Annotated in this window: 8 protein-coding genes and 4 rRNA genes; 7 read left to right on the plus strand and 5 right to left on the minus strand. The window is 41.3% G+C overall.

Annotated elements, in window-relative coordinates; genetic code table 11:
• The first annotated feature begins 7 nt into the window (after positions 1-7).
• From ACWV26_RS00915 to ACWV26_RS00930, 4 genes are all read left to right on the plus strand, one after another.
• Positions 8-2,937: ribosomal RNA gene (locus ACWV26_RS00915) — 23S ribosomal RNA — on the plus strand.
• A gap of 68 nt (positions 2,938-3,005) precedes the next feature.
• Positions 3,006-3,122: ribosomal RNA gene (rrf, locus tag ACWV26_RS00920) — 5S ribosomal RNA — on the plus strand.
• Between the two features lie 339 nt (positions 3,123-3,461).
• Complete coding sequence (locus ACWV26_RS00925) at positions 3,462-4,118, plus strand: phosphatase PAP2 family protein (protein WP_455896538.1); 657 nt, start codon at positions 3,462-3,464, stop codon at positions 4,116-4,118.
• A 58-nt stretch (positions 4,119-4,176) separates the two neighbouring features.
• Positions 4,177-4,782, plus strand: a complete 606-nt coding sequence (locus ACWV26_RS00930) for a DedA family protein (RefSeq protein WP_455896539.1) — start codon at positions 4,177-4,179, stop codon at positions 4,780-4,782.
• A 144-nt stretch (positions 4,783-4,926) separates the two neighbouring features.
• On the opposite strand, the gene ACWV26_RS00935 is transcribed toward ACWV26_RS00930, so the two are convergent.
• Positions 4,927-5,703 (minus strand): sulfite exporter TauE/SafE family protein, encoded by a 777-nt coding sequence (locus ACWV26_RS00935; protein ID WP_455896540.1) that lies wholly within the window; start codon positions 5,701-5,703, stop codon positions 4,927-4,929.
• A gap of 114 nt (positions 5,704-5,817) precedes the next feature.
• Here ACWV26_RS00935 and ACWV26_RS00940 point away from each other — a divergent pair, with 114 nt between their 5' ends.
• Positions 5,818-6,603: a TrmB family transcriptional regulator gene (locus ACWV26_RS00940; protein WP_455896541.1), complete on the plus strand. Its 786-nt coding sequence runs from the start codon at positions 5,818-5,820 to the stop codon at positions 6,601-6,603.
• Positions 6,604-6,720: 117 nt separating this feature from the next.
• Here ACWV26_RS00940 and ACWV26_RS00945 read toward each other — a convergent pair whose 3' ends face one another.
• From ACWV26_RS00945 to ACWV26_RS00960, 4 genes are all read right to left on the minus strand, one after another.
• Positions 6,721-7,398 carry a DUF2642 domain-containing protein gene (locus ACWV26_RS00945; protein WP_455896542.1) on the minus strand — a complete coding sequence of 226 codons (678 nt, stop codon included), beginning with the start codon at positions 7,396-7,398 and terminating at the stop codon, positions 6,721-6,723.
• A 97-nt stretch (positions 7,399-7,495) separates the two neighbouring features.
• Complete coding sequence (locus tag ACWV26_RS00950) at positions 7,496-10,540, minus strand: hypothetical protein (RefSeq protein ID WP_455896543.1); 3,045 nt, start codon at positions 10,538-10,540, stop codon at positions 7,496-7,498.
• 123 nt (positions 10,541-10,663) lie between these two features.
• Complete coding sequence (locus ACWV26_RS00955; protein ID WP_455896544.1) at positions 10,664-11,155, minus strand: hypothetical protein; 492 nt, start codon at positions 11,153-11,155, stop codon at positions 10,664-10,666.
• 431 nt (positions 11,156-11,586) lie between these two features.
• On the minus strand, positions 11,587-12,072 hold the full coding sequence (locus ACWV26_RS00960) for a hypothetical protein (RefSeq protein ID WP_455896545.1): 486 nt from the start codon (positions 12,070-12,072) through the stop codon (positions 11,587-11,589).
• 573 nt (positions 12,073-12,645) lie between these two features.
• On the opposite strand from ACWV26_RS00960, the gene ACWV26_RS00965 reads away from it, so the two are divergent.
• Positions 12,646-14,193: ribosomal RNA gene (locus tag ACWV26_RS00965) — 16S ribosomal RNA — on the plus strand.
• Between the two features lie 181 nt (positions 14,194-14,374).
• Positions 14,375-17,304 (plus strand): 23S ribosomal RNA (locus ACWV26_RS00970).
• Together the 16S and 23S rRNA genes form the textbook arrangement of a ribosomal RNA operon.
• Positions 17,305-17,331 lie beyond the last annotated feature (27 nt).

The following is a 17,331-nucleotide window of genomic DNA, read 5'->3' on the forward strand; positions in this document are numbered from 1 at the left end:
ACTTATAGGTTAAGTTATTAAGGGCGCATGGCGGATGCCTTGGCACTAGAAGCCGATGAAGGACGGCACTAACACCGATATGCTTCGGGGAGCTGTAAGTAAGCTTTGATCCGGAGATTTCCGAATGGGGAAACCCACTATTCGTAATGGAATAGTATCTTGACGTGAATACATAGCGTCATGATGGCAGACTCAGGGAACTGAAACATCTAAGTACCTGAAGGAAGAGAAAGAAATTTCGATTCCCTTAGTAGCGGCGAGCGAAACGGGAACAGCCCAAACCAAGAGGCTTGCCTCTTGGGGTTGTAGGACACTCTATATGGAGTTACAAAGGAATGAATTAGACGAAGCGGTTTGGAAAGACCTACCGAAGAAGGTAACAGTCCTGTAGTCAAAAGTTCATTCTCTCCTGAGTGGATCCTGAGTACGGCGGAACACGTGAAATTCCGTCGGAATCTGGGAGGACCATCTCCTAAGGCTAAATACTCTCTAGTGACCGATAGTGAACCAGTACCGTGAGGGAAAGGTGAAAAGCACCCCGGGAGGGGAGTGAAAGAGATCCTGAAACCATGTGCCTACAAGTAGTTAGAGCCCGTTAATGGGTGATAGCGTGCCTTTTGTAGAATGAACCGGCGAGTTACGATTACATGCAAGGTTAAGTTGAAAAGACGGAGCCGTAGCGAAAGCGAGTCTGAATAGGGCGAATGAGTATGTGGTTGTAGACCCGAAACCAGGTGATCTACCCATGTCCAGGGTGAAGGTAAGGTAACACTTACTGGAGGCCCGAACCCACGCACGTTGAAAAGTGCGGGGATGAGGTGTGGGTAGCGGAGAAATTCCAATCGAACTTGGAGATAGCTGGTTCTCTCCGAAATAGCTTTAGGGCTAGCCTCGTGATAGAGAATCTTGGAGGTAGAGCACTGTTTGAACTAGGGGTCCATCCCGGATTACCGAATTCAGACAAACTCCGAATGCCAATGATTTATGCACGGGAGTCAGACTGCGAGTGATAAGATCCGTAGTCAAAAGGGAAACAGCCCAGACCACCAGCTAAGGTCCCAAAGTAATTGTTAAGTGGAAAAGGATGTGACGTTGCTTAGACAACCAGGATGTTGGCTCAGAAGCAGCCACCATTTAAAGAGTGCGTAATAGCTCACTGGTCGAGTGACGCTGCGCCGAAAATGTATCGGGGCTAAACAATTCACCGAAGCTGTGGATAGACATCTATGATGTCTGTGGTAGGAGAGCGTTCTAAGTGCTGTGAAGTCAGACCGGAAGGACTGGTGGAGCGCTTAGAAGTGAGAATGCCGGTATGAGTAGCGAAAGATGGGTGAGAATCCCATCCACCGAATGACTAAGGTTTCCTGAGGAAGGCTCGTCCTCTCAGGGTTAGTCGGGACCTAAGCCGAGGCCGATAGGCGTAGGCGATGGATAACAGGTTGATATTCCTGTACCACCTCCCTACCATTTGAGTAATGGGGGGACACAGTAGGATAGGGTAAGCGCACTGTTGGTTATGTGCGTCTAAATAGTAAGGCGTGAGAGTAGGCAAATCCGCTCTCTATAACGTTGAGCTATGATGGCGAGCGGTTTACCGCGAAGTTCCTGATTTCACACTGTCAAGAAAAGCCTCTAGCGAGGTAGGAGGTGCCCGTACCGCAAACCGACACAGGTAGTCGAGGAGAGAATCCTAAGGTGAGCGAGAGAACTCTCGTTAAGGAACTCGGCAAAATGACCCCGTAACTTCGGGAGAAGGGGTGCTCTAGTAGGGTGCAAGCCCGAGAGAGCCGCAGTGAATAGGCCCAGGCGACTGTTTAGCAAAAACACAGGTCTCTGCAAAACCGTAAGGTGACGTATAGGGGCTGACGCCTGCCCGGTGCTGGAAGGTTAAGGGGATTGCTTAGCGTAAGCGAAGGTGAGAACCGAAGCCCCAGTAAACGGCGGCCGTAACTATAACGGTCCTAAGGTAGCGAAATTCCTTGTCGGGTAAGTTCCGACCCGCACGAAAGGCGTAACGATCTGGGCACTGTCTCAACGAGAGACTCGGTGAAATTATAGTACCTGTGAAGATGCAGGTTACCCGCGACAGGACGGAAAGACCCCGTGGAGCTTTACTGTAGCCTGATATTGAATTTTGGTACAGCTTGTACAGGATAGGTAGGAGCCTGAGATACCGGAGCGCCAGCTTCGGTGGAGGCGTCCTTGGGATACTACCCCAGCTGTATTGAAATTCTAACCCGTACCCCTATATCGGGGTAGGAGACAGTGTCAGGCGGACAGTTTGACTGGGGCGGTCGCCTCCTAAAGAGTAACGGAGGCGCCCAAAGGTTCCCTCAGAATGGTTGGAAATCATTCGCAGAGTGTAAAGGCACAAGGGAGCTTGACTGCGAGACCTACAAGTCGAGCAGGGTCGAAAGACGGGCTTAGTGATCCGGTGGTTCCGCATGGAAGGGCCATCGCTCAACGGATAAAAGCTACCCCGGGGATAACAGGCTTATCTCCCCCAAGAGTCCACATCGACGGGGAGGTTTGGCACCTCGATGTCGGCTCATCGCATCCTGGGGCTGTAGTCGGTCCCAAGGGTTGGGCTGTTCGCCCATTAAAGCGGTACGCGAGCTGGGTTCAGAACGTCGTGAGACAGTTCGGTCCCTATCCGTCGTGGGCGTAGGAAATTTGAGAGGAGCTGTCCTTAGTACGAGAGGACCGGGATGGACACACCGCTGGTGTACCAGTTGTTCTGCCAAGAGCATCGCTGGGTAGCTATGTGTGGACGGGATAAGTGCTGAAAGCATCTAAGCATGAAGCCCCCCTCAAGATGAGATTTCCCATTACGCAAGTAAGTAAGATCCCTTGAAGACGACAAGGTAGATAGGTTCGAGGTGGAAGTGTGGTGACACATGGAGCTGACGAATACTAATAGATCGAGGACTTAACCAAACGTTATTTTAGAAACTTCAATGAAAGTTTATCCAGTTTTGAAAGAACAATTCTTTCTTTATAAATAGTCTAGTAATGATGGCAAAGAGGTCACACCTGTTCCCATGCCGAACACAGAAGTTAAGCTCTTTAGCGCCAATGGTAGTTGGGGGCTGTCCCCCTGCGAGAGTAGGACGTTGCTAGGCACACACACTAAGCACAACTAGTTAATAGTTGTGCTTTTTTTTATTGTAAAGAAGAATGGGACATTTTTAATTAACATCTAATCAACTTTTTACCGAAATTTAAGTAACTTTTTCTGTCTAAATGGCACAATAAGAATTGTCTAAAGCGTTACTCTTTTAAGGCATACATTTAGTTGTGTAAGGAAAGGAGCCACTCCTATTTCTTTTATATGGTATTTGGGGAGAAGGTTAATATATGTAATGAAGAGGATAGTTTGATGCACAAAAATTGATGGAATTTATTTTAAAGGGAACTAAATTAACCATCGTTTATAAAAACAATGAAAGTAGGAGTTTTATATGAAGTTAAACGCTCATTTAATAAGTGCTTTTTTAGTAGCACTCGTATCAATTTTGGGATTTAGTTGTATGGCTATTTTTATTAGTACTCATAAAATTGTCTACTTTGATCAGACAATTATTTCTTTTATTCAAGGGTATGAATCCCCATCGCTTACTTTAGTCATGAAGTTTTTCACCTATTTAGGTGCATTTCCTGCTGTGATGGTTCTATTTATTGTCGTTTCGTATTATCTATATATAGTATTAAAGCATCGTGCAGAATTTGCTTTATTTGCAACAGTTATTATTGGAACGGCTATTTTCAATCAAATATTAAAACTCTTGTTCCATCGAGCACGTCCGGAATTTCATCGGTTAATTGAAGCAGGAGGTTATAGTTTTCCAAGTGGACATGCAATGACTGCATTCGCTTTTTATGGAATTGTTACATTCTTGCTATGGCGTCATATTTCAACTCGTATAGGTCGCACAGGACTGGTTTTGGCTAGCATCATTTTTATAGTTATGATTGGTACGAGTCGTATTTATCTAGGGGTACACTATCCAAGTGATATTGTTGGTGGCTATTTTGCTAGTGGTTTATGGCTAACGATTGCTATATGGTTTTATCAAAGATATAAAGAAAAACAATATGAAAGAAAATATGTTTCTTAAAATTGGGCCCTTTTGTTATTATGGATAGAGAAGATAATTGCCAGAGAGGAGAGCTAAATTGCAAAATTGGATTATAGAAGTGATGAATACGTATGGGTATATCGGTATTCTCCTTTTAATCGCTTTAGAAAATATTTTCCCGCCAATCCCTTCTGAAGTGATTTTGACATTTAGTGGTTTTTTGACAACTACATCAGATGCAACTGTTATTGGTGTTATTATTTTTTCTACGGTTGGATCAATTGTGGGAGCTATTGTGCTATTTGGAATAGGACGGCTTCTAGACGTAAAGAGATTAGAGAGAATTGTTGACAGATGGGGACATATTTTACGATTGACGAGGAAGGATATTCAAAAAGCAGATGCATGGTTTCGTAGGTTTGGGGTTTGGGCAGTATTGATTGGGAGACTTGTTCCGTTGGTACGAAGCTTAATCTCAATTCCAGCTGGTATGGCTCGCATGAACTTTGGCGTTTTCTTATTCTTTACAACAATTGGCTCATTGATCTGGAACACTGTCTTAGTATACTTAGGAGCAACAGTTGGCTCTAATTGGAGTACAATTGCTGGTTATATGGATACATATTCGAATGTAGTAGTAAGCATTTTGGGCGTGCTATTTGTATTGCTCATTATTTTGTATTTTAAAAGTAGAAAAAAGTAGAATTATTTTAGCTGTAGAGCGTTAATTGGAACGCTTCTACAGTTTTTCTTATTCATTTTAAAAAAATTTGAGAATATTAATACATTGCTTTCCTTGTACATAGTGAAAAAGCCAAGGCTGTGCATCCTTGGCTTTATTGATGGGTTATTTAAAAAAGTAATCATAAATATTTTTCGCAAGCAATGAGCATGTCACAATGATAAATAATACGCGTACATAGCCGGTTCCTTGTTTTAGGGCAAATTTAGAACCTACGATTGCACCGAAAATTTGTGCAATTCCCATTGGAATACCATAGGCATAATGAATTTGGCCTAAAGACATGAACATAAGTAATGCTGCAATATTACTTCCGAAGTTTAAGAATCGGGCATTGCCCGCTGCTTTAAGAAAGTCAAAGCCAACCATTAAAAAGGCGAAAATAAGAAATGAACCTGTTCCAGGCCCTAAGAATCCATCATAAAATCCAATAGCAAAAATAACGACTATAAAAAGGGCCAATTTGGCTTTTGATAACTTTTTATAAGTAGAAGTGCTGCCCCAATCTTTTTTGAAAATAGTATAGATAGCAACTGCTGCAAGCATAATGAGCATAAGAGGTTTTAGGACATTTGGATCCATTAAATGGACAATCCATGCACCAAGGGCAGAACCAACAAATACTAACGGGAAAAACTTTGCTACGGTTTTGAATTCCATTTTTCCTGAACGATAAAAGGTAATAGTACTTGTGAGAGACCCCATTGTACCAGCAAGCTTATTTGTTGCAACCGCTGCTGCAGGTGAAAGACCAACAAATAGAAGTGCAGGTAAGCCTATCAATCCGCCCCCTCCAACTACTGAATCTATAAATGCTGCTAAGAATCCAAAAATCACGAGTATTAGTAATAATGAATAATTAATATCTAAATCAAATGGCATGAAATCAACCTTTCTATTTAGTAACTACTACAATAGTAACTAAAAATATTTTGATTGTAAATAGTTCGAAAAGATTTGGTATGATAAAGGTAGATAATAACGGAGGAATGCAAAATGGAAAACTTAGTATTACAGTTAAAGGCAATGGGTTTTACTGAGTATGAAGCAAAATCCTATGTTTCCCTAGTTAAGCAAGGGACAGTAACTGCTTACCAAGTAAGCAAAGACTCTGGAATCCCTCGTGCACGAATCTATGATACTTTAAAAACTCTTGTGGAAAAAGGGATTGTGTTAAAAGAAGAAAAGACAGATGGTGCATTGTATTCGCCACTGCCTGTTGATGTTTTTCTTGAAAAGGCTCAGTCTACTTGGCAAAGCAACTATCAAAGCATGAGTAAAAAGTTAAAACAATTAGAAACAACTGTAGAAAAGCCTGACAACCAAGTCCTTACAATAAAAGAGAAAGAAACAATAATTAGTTATTGCAAAACGCTTATTAAAAAAGCAGAAAAGCGAATTATTATATCAATGTGGGATGATATGTATGAAGAAGTACGAGAGGATATAGAAGCGGTTTCACAGAAAGTGCAAATTCAAGGTATAACATTACATGTGCATCATCCCGTAGGTAATATAGAAATGCACCGTATTACATCATTTACTGAGGCACCAACTAGCGCAAAATGGTTTATTCTATCAGTAGATGCAAAGGAAATGATTTATGGCTCATCTCTTGATGATAGGAAATTAGCTTTTTATACAGACGATCCCGTACATATCTATTTATTAGAGGATTATGTTTGGCATGATGTGCTGGTCAACCGCTTAGTTCGACGTAGCAGTGATGATTTAGAAAAGTGGATTACAACAGAACGAAAAAGATTCTTCATGGAAGAATAGGTTGAGGTAAAATTCATTACAGAAAAAGAAAGACCCTCACTTAAAGCTCCTTTTACAAAAGGGCTTTAAGTGAGGGTCTATTATTTTAAGGTATAGTGAAAAGAATTAGCACCAATGTTATACTCGATGAATCGTTCTAATATGATCAAGGGTTATATAAGATAATTGACCTCTAGCTGTTTGAATTTCTACAATACGACCTATTATGTTGTTTATTCTCCCTAAATAATGGTTCTTTTCGCCAAGATTAACTACAACAAGTTCATGTTTCATTTGCTCAATTTCTTTTTCAAAAATGTTGGATAATGAAATATTATAGGGCTTAACTGAGAAAACAAGATCCGTTAACCCATAAGGCTTATTATTGTTAGGATATGGAATTATCCATTTTAAATGATCTAATGCGATATACATTGTTTTATATACTGGAGATTGAAATACAAAATAATCATCCATAATTTTTGAAATGTAGCCGTGTAGCGGAATGCTACCAGTTACATAAATTTCTGTATAGATGCCTTTTGCTGCCTCGAGTACCTTTGCTAGAGTTAAGTCACTATTCTCATCCTTTGAAAGAATGCTAGGAGGTTCAGTAGGTGCATCTATTGAATCATCATCATTACTACTAATCATTATATTATGGATATGGGTAAGTGGAATATAAAGGTAATCCGTTCCGTCAAAAATAACAATGATCTCGTTGCTCGAATCGATAATAGAACCGGTTATAAATTTACCTCCCGATATCTCGAGCTCAACGATTTCTTTATCAAAACCTTCAATCAGTTTATGCAAAATAATCATCCTCAAGTAAGATATTTTAAAACCTAAAAGCAATAGAAATATATAGGTACACCACAAAAGAAGGAAGGACGTGATACTTTTTAAGATATTATTTTTTTAATCGTTGGTTTCTTAAGTGAAGATACATTTTTTCAGCATGCTTCATTAATGCATAGTACTGTTTTTCAATCATTATTTTATCTTCAATGGAAGATTTCTCACTAACAAAAGGAATAACAAATGGATTAACAAGTTTTTTATTAGGACTTGAATTATAATAATAAACTTCATAATCCTTCTTATTTTTTTCTTGCTTTGATGATAATTGTTTTGGCAATTTAATAGGAGTATCATCAAACGAACTTTGGTCTGAAGGCGAAATATTCGATGTTGTTTCTAGATTCTTCTGTGTACTATCTATTATTGATGTATCAACGCCCGAAGTATTTATAAATCTTAGTTTTTTTGCCGTATTGTAACGATCTTTTAATAACTTTTCATAGTTTTTCTTATTCTTCTGTCTAGTGATAAATTGTTTATTAACCGGATTAACTTTCTCTGGATCGGGAAGATGTACAGAATTAGGATTTGAAATTTCAGTGATTTGGTTTTCGAGTTCTATCATGCCATGGCCAGTTTTAGTGAAAGAACTAGAATCTGATGTAGTAAATGTAGAAGCAGAAATAGAACTGGATTCTGGAGTAGAGCAATAACTGGATTCAGAATCAAAGAGAGATCTCGATTCAGGAGTAGATAAATAACTGGATTCAGAATCAAAGAGAGATCTCGATTCAGGAGTAGATAAATAACTGGATTCAGAATCAGAGAAAGATCTCGATTCAGGAGTAGGTAAATAGAGTTCTTTAGAATTTGAGAAGGAACTCGACTCAAGAGTAGGTAAAGAGTTAGATTCAGTTGCCGAGTAAGAATCCGACTCAATATTAATCAAATGGTTGGATTCAGAGACAGAGTAAGAATCTAAATCAAAAGTAGTTAAAGAATTAGATCTATAATCCGAGAGAGACTTCGACTCAAGAGTAGATAAATAACTTGATTCAGAATCCGAGAAAGACTTCGACTCAAGAGAAGTCAAATAGCTTGATGATTCAGAATCCGAGAAAGATCTCGACTCAGGAGTAGACAAATAACTTGATTCAGAATCCGAGAAAGACTTCGACTCAAGAGTAGATAAATAACTTGATTCAGAATCCGATAAAGACTTCGACTCAAGAGTAGACAAATAACTTGATTCAGAATCTGAGAAAGACTTCGATTCAAGAGAAGTCAAATAGCTTGATGATTCAGAATCCGAGAAAGACTTCGACTCAAGGGTAGACAGATAACTCGATTCAGAATGCGAGAAAAATCTTGACTCAAGAGTAGATAAATAACTTGATTCAAATTCCAAGAAAGAACTCGAAGACTCAGGAGAAATCAAATAGCTCGATTCAGAATCAGCAAAAGTTCTCGAATCAAGAGAAGTCAAATAACTTGATTCAAAATTAGCGAAAGAACTTGATTCAAGAGTAGATAAAGAACTCGATTCAGAATGCGAGAAAGAATTTGATTCAAGAGAAGTCAAAGAACTTGATTCAAAATCAGCGAATGAACTCGATTCAAAGGTAGAAAAAGAATTCGATTCAGAATCCGAGAAAGACTTTGATTCAAGAGAAGTCAAAGAACTTGATTCAAAATCAACGAAAGAACTCGATTCAAAGGTAGATAGTGAACTCGATTCAGAATCCGAGAAAGGTCTTGATTCAAGAGAAGTTAAAGAACTTGATTCAAAATCAGCGAAAGAACTTGATTCAAAGGTAGATAAAGAACTCGATTCAGAATGCGAGAAAGAATTTGATTCAAGAGAAGTCAAATAACTCGATTCTTTAGCAGAGAAAGATCTCGTTTCAGGAATAGACAAAGAGTTAGGTTCAAGGTTCGTTAAAGCGTTGGATTCAGCAACTATTGAAATCAGAGGCTCAAATAAAATAAATTTGCTGGATTTGAAATTTTTGAAAGAGCTGTAATAAGGTATCGCCAAAGGCGTATTTAAAGAATTAGATTCAGAAGCAGAAGCAGAATAAGAGTCAGAGTCAGGTTCTGGAGTCATATATGTATAAAAGTTAGATGCAGCGAAAGTAGTAAGTTTTAGAGTGGAGAAGGAGCTGGATTCTTGTGTAGAAGAAGTAGTAGGTTCAGAATTTGAACTTGGTTCAGATTCTGTGGATGAAGTATGATCAGATTCAATCAAAGAAGTTGATTCAGAATAAGAGCTCGATTCAGGTGTAGAAGAAGTTGATTCAGAGTAAGAGCTCGATTCAGGTGTAGAAGAAGTTGATTTAGAATAAGAGCTCGATTCAGGTGTAGAAGAAGTTGATTCAGAATAAGAGCTCGATTCAGGTGTAGAAGAAGTTGATTCAGAATAAGAGCTCGATTCAGGTGTAGAAGAAGTTGATTTAGAATAGGAGCTTGATTCAGGTGTAGAAGAAGTTGATTTAGAATAAGAGCTCGATTCAGGTGTAGAAGAAGTTGATTCAGAATAAGAGCTCGATTCAGGTGTAGAAGAAGTTGATTCAGAATAAGAGCTCGATACAGGTGTAGAAGAAGTTGATTTAGAATAGGAGCTTGATTCAGGTGTAGAAGAAGTTGATTCAGAGTTTGAACTAGATTCGGATTCTGGGGATGAACTAATTTCATCCTGTTTAGATTTAGATTGTTCAGCATTTTCTTCTTCGGGTTTATTTAAAACACCATTAAAAACATTGGTTATATACGACTTTTGAACAAAGAATTGTTCTGTATTATTTATTAAAATTATATAGTCTTCATAAACTCTACTCAAAATACCAGAAAAGGCTTGATTACTAATGCAATTGATAGTAATCCAGCTATATGTTAAGTCATTCAAAACATCCGTTAATTGTTTTTTATCTACATATGGAACATCTTCCGAGGAAACTTTAAAATATCTTGTGTTTTTGGAAAATGCCTGGATTTGCTCGAGAGCAAAGTAAATTACTCGTTGATCTACATTTACGATAATGTGATCGTGTTTAACAGCCAACAACGTGCCTTCCATGTACTGGTTTCCGTGAAGATAGAAACCAATTTTAACACCAATAAGACCCCCTATTGAATTATTAAATTTATTTTCCATCAAATAGGGGGCCCCTTTCAAAATGTATTTATAATTCATTATATGAAATGAGGTGGGTTATTGACCCTAAAAAAGACAAAAAAGTATTATGAAAAGTTTTACGTTTAACTTTTCTATAGTTAATTATGAATTTTCTTTATTACTGTTTTTAGAAGAAGAGTTTTCTTCCTCTTTTTGTTCTTCCTCTTTTTCAACCTTTAATCCATAGCTGATACTCCGTAGATGATATTTAGAAATGCGTACGATTTCATCGTTTGAGATAATTGTTAAAAAGTCATCATTGTGACTGTCTAGAACGCCTTCTAATTTTTCAGGGCCACCGCGATTGATTTGAACCCAGTATAAATTCAGTGAATCTAAAATACCGTTAAAGTCTTTGGCTTGCATAAATTCAAAATCCTCAGGGACTTCAGTATTGAATTCTAAACCGCCTTTAGCAGCATGTGTTATGCTTTTGATATGTTGAGTTCTGTAGTAAACAACACCGTCATTTTCTGTAAGTACTGTGATGTGATCGTCTTCAGCAGCTAACATCATGCCGATATTAGATTCAGGGCCACCTCTATCCACTTTAATTACTTTATTTAATAATGCACTAGCCATTTCCTTATTCATATTGCTAATTACCTCCTTTTTTTCGTTCATACTATCCATATGTATAATTAGAAATGAATTTAGGGCAGTAGCCCAAAATTTAATCAATAAATCATAAATTTAATCAATTAGGATCAAATGAAACGAGGATAAGCTAATGCAATGTAAGCTTGGCTGATTTTTCAAGGTCAAAAGTTTGAAATAAGGGAATGAATTGAAATTAATTAATTCAACAGAAGAGTCGGGAGCGCGATTTAAGATTCCTACTTTGTTTATCGCTTTTTTTATTGAAGCTAAAAGATGCTTTCTATAAATTCCTTTTCATTATGGAGAAACCTAACTTAACACATGAGGTCCCTTGCTTGATCTTTTGAATAAACGTTTTACCAATTAAGGGACCCCTTCAAATGTTATTTAGAAATTTATAGGTTAAACCTTCTCTCGATGAATAGCTATTTCTTATTACTGTTTTTAGAAGAAGAGTTTTCTTCTTCTTTTTGCTCATCTTCTTTTTCAACCTTTAATCCGTAGCTGATACTACGAATATGGTATTTTGAAACACGGATGATCTCATTATTTGAAATAAGTGTTAAAAAGTCACCATCGTGTTTGTCTAAAACACCTTCAAATTTTTCAGGGCCCCCACGATTGATTTGAACCCAATTTAAATAAAGAGAATCTAATATTCCGTCAAAGTCTTTTGCTTGCATAAATTCGAAATCCTCAGGGACCTCCGTATTGAATTCTAAACCGCCTTTAGCAGCTTGGGTGATACTTTTGATATGTTGAGTTTTGTAGTAAACAACTCCATCTTTTTCTGTAAGTACTGTGATATGATCGTCTGCTGCTGATAATACCATGCCTATACTAGATTCATGTCCACCTCTATCCACTTTAATTACTTTATTTATTAATGCTTTGGCTAATTCTTGATTCATTTCCTTCTTACCTCCTTTTTCTTTGTTCTTTATATCCATATGTTAGGTAAGAAATGTACTAAAGGCTTTAGCCCTGAATTTATCAATAAGATTATCTAACTTTGAATGAAGTGAAGTAATTACTTAAACGAATGCCTGTCATCCGATTATAGGAAAAGGGCCTGTTTATTATTATAAAATGGAGAGATGGCCTAATCGATCTTATACATATTATTGGAAAAAGGTACTATACTTTTCTTCTAATGAAGTAAGTAAACAAGATTTTGAAGAATGCTATAAAAAACAATAAAAAATATATTGACGTCATGGTGAATATCATGATATATTATTTGAGTCGCTGAAAGAAATAGCGATGATAGAAAAAAACAATAAAAAAGTTGTTGACAGCATTTACTGAGTTTGATATAATAATCAAGTCGCTGAAACAACGACACGATATGAACCTTGAAAACTGAACAAGCAAGACGTTAATCAATAAACTTTGTTCACTAACTTCTGTTAGTGACAAGGACAAACTATAGATATCATCTTTGATGATACGCTAGCAAAGCTAATGAGCTTTCAAACTTTACTTTTATGGAGAGTTTGATCCTGGCTCAGGACGAACGCTGGCGGCGTGCCTAATACATGCAAGTCGAGCGAATGACGAGGAGCTTGCTCCTCTGATTTAGCGGCGGACGGGTGAGTAACACGTGGGCAACCTGCCCTGTAGACTGGGATAACTTCGGGAAACCGGAGCTAATACCGGATAATCCATTTCACTTCATGGTGAAATGTTGAAAGGCGCTTTCGCGTCACTACAGGATGGGCCCGCGGTGCATTAGCTAGTTGGTGGGGTAACGGCCTACCAAGGCGACGATGCATAGCCGACCTGAGAGGGTGATCGGCCACATTGGGACTGAGACACGGCCCAAACTCCTACGGGAGGCAGCAGTAGGGAATCTTCCACAATGGACGAAAGTCTGATGGAGCAACGCCGCGTGAGTGATGAAGGTTTTCGGATCGTAAAACTCTGTTGTAAGGGAAGAACAAGTACGTTAGGAAATGAACGTACCTTGACGGTACCTTATTAGAAAGCCACGGCTAACTACGTGCCAGCAGCCGCGGTAATACGTAGGTGGCAAGCGTTGTCCGGATTTATTGGGCGTAAAGCGCGCGCAGGTGGTTTCTTAAGTCTGATGTGAAAGCCCACGGCTCAACCGTGGAGGGTCATTGGAAACTGGGAGACTTGAGTGCAGAAGAGGAAAGTGGAATTCCAAGTGTAGCGGTGAAATGCGTAGAGATTTGGAGGAACACCAGTGGCGAAGGCGACTTTCTGGTCTGTAACTGACGCTGAGGCGCGAAAGCATGGGGAGCAAACAGGATTAGATACCCTGGTAGTCCATGCCGTAAACGATGAGTGCTAAGTGTTAGGGGGTTTCCGCCCCTTAGTGCTGCAGCTAACGCATTAAGCACTCCGCCTGGGGAGTACGACCGCAAGGTTGAAACTCAAAGGAATTGACGGGGGCCCGCACAAGCGGTGGAGCATGTGGTTTAATTCGAAGCAACGCGAAGAACCTTACCAGGTCTTGACATCCCAGTGACCGCTCTAGAGATAGAGTTTTCCCTTCGGGGACATTGGTGACAGGTGGTGCATGGTTGTCGTCAGCTCGTGTCGTGAGATGTTGGGTTAAGTCCCGCAACGAGCGCAACCCTTAATCTTAGTTGCCATCATTTAGTTGGGCACTCTAAGGTGACTGCCGGTGACAAACCGGAGGAAGGTGGGGATGACGTCAAATCATCATGCCCCTTATGACCTGGGCTACACACGTGCTACAATGGACGGTACAAAGAGTCGCTAACTCGCGAGAGCACGCTAATCTCATAAAACCGTTCTCAGTTCGGATTGTAGGCTGCAACTCGCCTACATGAAGCCGGAATCGCTAGTAATCGCGGATCAGCATGCCGCGGTGAATACGTTCCCGGGCCTTGTACACACCGCCCGTCACACCACGAGAGTTTGTAACACCCGAAGTCGGTGAGGTAACCTTTTGGGGCCAGCCGCCGAAGGTGGGATAGATGATTGGGGTGAAGTCGTAACAAGGTAGCCGTATCGGAAGGTGCGGCTGGATCACCTCCTTTCTAAGGAATATTTCGGAATAGAGAACGTGGTTCTCTAAGATTAACGCTTGCTGTTCAGTTTTGAAGGCTCATCGCTTTCAAAACATTGTTCTTTGAAAACTGGATAAAACGACATTGAAAAATTCTTAAGTAACACATTTTTTTATATTAAGTTTTAAATTTTTAGGCTTAATAACTTATAGGTTAAGTTATTAAGGGCGCATGGCGGATGCCTTGGCACTAGAAGCCGATGAAGGACGGCACTAACACCGATATGCTTCGGGGAGCTGTAAGTAAGCTTTGATCCGGAGATTTCCGAATGGGGAAACCCACTATTCGTAATGGAATAGTATCTTGACGTGAATACATAGCGTCATGATGGCAGACTCAGGGAACTGAAACATCTAAGTACCTGAAGGAAGAGAAAGAAATTTCGATTCCCTTAGTAGCGGCGAGCGAAACGGGAACAGCCCAAACCAAGAGGCTTGCCTCTTGGGGTTGTAGGACACTCTATATGGAGTTACAAAGGAATGAATTAGACGAAGCGGTTTGGAAAGACCTACCGAAGAAGGTAACAGTCCTGTAGTCAAAAGTTCATTCTCTCCTGAGTGGATCCTGAGTACGGCGGAACACGTGAAATTCCGTCGGAATCTGGGAGGACCATCTCCTAAGGCTAAATACTCTCTAGTGACCGATAGTGAACCAGTACCGTGAGGGAAAGGTGAAAAGCACCCCGGGAGGGGAGTGAAAGAGATCCTGAAACCATGTGCCTACAAGTAGTTAGAGCCCGTTAATGGGTGATAGCGTGCCTTTTGTAGAATGAACCGGCGAGTTACGATTACATGCAAGGTTAAGTTGAAAAGACGGAGCCGTAGCGAAAGCGAGTCTGAATAGGGCGAATGAGTATGTGGTTGTAGACCCGAAACCAGGTGATCTACCCATGTCCAGGGTGAAGGTAAGGTAACACTTACTGGAGGCCCGAACCCACGCACGTTGAAAAGTGCGGGGATGAGGTGTGGGTAGCGGAGAAATTCCAATCGAACTTGGAGATAGCTGGTTCTCTCCGAAATAGCTTTAGGGCTAGCCTCGTGATAGAGAATCTTGGAGGTAGAGCACTGTTTGAACTAGGGGTCCATCCCGGATTACCGAATTCAGACAAACTCCGAATGCCAATGATTTATGCACGGGAGTCAGACTGCGAGTGATAAGATCCGTAGTCAAAAGGGAAACAGCCCAGACCACCAGCTAAGGTCCCAAAGTAATTGTTAAGTGGAAAAGGATGTGACGTTGCTTAGACAACCAGGATGTTGGCTCAGAAGCAGCCACCATTTAAAGAGTGCGTAATAGCTCACTGGTCGAGTGACGCTGCGCCGAAAATGTATCGGGGCTAAACAATTCACCGAAGCTGTGGATAGACATCTATGATGTCTGTGGTAGGAGAGCGTTCTAAGTGCTGTGAAGTCAGACCGGAAGGACTGGTGGAGCGCTTAGAAGTGAGAATGCCGGTATGAGTAGCGAAAGATGGGTGAGAATCCCATCCACCGAATGACTAAGGTTTCCTGAGGAAGGCTCGTCCTCTCAGGGTTAGTCGGGACCTAAGCCGAGGCCGATAGGCGTAGGCGATGGATAACAGGTTGATATTCCTGTACCACCTCCCTACCATTTGAGTAATGGGGGGACACAGTAGGATAGGGTAAGCGCACTGTTGGTTATGTGCGTCTAAATAGTAAGGCGTGAGAGTAGGCAAATCCGCTCTCTATAACGTTGAGCTATGATGGCGAGCGGTTTACCGCGAAGTTCCTGATTTCACACTGTCAAGAAAAGCCTCTAGCGAGGTAGGAGGTGCCCGTACCGCAAACCGACACAGGTAGTCGAGGAGAGAATCCTAAGGTGAGCGAGAGAACTCTCGTTAAGGAACTCGGCAAAATGACCCCGTAACTTCGGGAGAAGGGGTGCTCTAGTAGGGTGCAAGCCCGAGAGAGCCGCAGTGAATAGGCCCAGGCGACTGTTTAGCAAAAACACAGGTCTCTGCAAAACCGTAAGGTGACGTATAGGGGCTGACGCCTGCCCGGTGCTGGAAGGTTAAGGGGATTGCTTAGCGTAAGCGAAGGTGAGAACCGAAGCCCCAGTAAACGGCGGCCGTAACTATAACGGTCCTAAGGTAGCGAAATTCCTTGTCGGGTAAGTTCCGACCCGCACGAAAGGCGTAACGATCTGGGCACTGTCTCAACGAGAGACTCGGTGAAATTATAGTACCTGTGAAGATGCAGGTTACCCGCGACAGGACGGAAAGACCCCGTGGAGCTTTACTGTAGCCTGATATTGAATTTTGGTACAGCTTGTACAGGATAGGTAGGAGCCTGAGATACCGGAGCGCCAGCTTCGGTGGAGGCGTCCTTGGGATACTACCCCAGCTGTATTGAAATTCTAACCCGTACCCCTATATCGGGGTAGGAGACAGTGTCAGGCGGACAGTTTGACTGGGGCGGTCGCCTCCTAAAGAGTAACGGAGGCGCCCAAAGGTTCCCTCAGAATGGTTGGAAATCATTCGCAGAGTGTAAAGGCACAAGGGAGCTTGACTGCGAGACCTACAAGTCGAGCAGGGTCGAAAGACGGGCTTAGTGATCCGGTGGTTCCGCATGGAAGGGCCATCGCTCAACGGATAAAAGCTACCCCGGGGATAACAGGCTTATCTCCCCCAAGAGTCCACATCGACGGGGAGGTTTGGCACCTCGATGTCGGCTCATCGCATCCTGGGGCTGTAGTCGGTCCCAAGGGTTGGGCTGTTCGCCCATTAAAGCGGTACGCGAGCTGGGTTCAGAACGTCGTGAGACAGTTCGGTCCCTATCCGTCGTGGGCGTAGGAAATTTGAGAGGAGCTGTCCTTAGTACGAGAGGACCGGGATGGACACACCGCTGGTGTACCAGTTGTTCTGCCAAGAGCATCGCTGGGTAGCTATGTGTGGACGGGATAAGTGCTGAAAGCATCTAAGCATGAAGCCCCCCTCAAGATGAGATTTCCCATTACGCAAGTAAGTAAGATCCCTTGAAGACGACAAGGTAGATAGGTTCGAGGTGGAAGTGTGGTGACACATGGAGCTGACGAATACTAATAGATCGAGGACTTAACCAAACGTTATTTTAGAAACTTCAATGAAAG

It is taken from the genome of Rummeliibacillus sp. JY-2-4R (assembly GCF_053847205.1).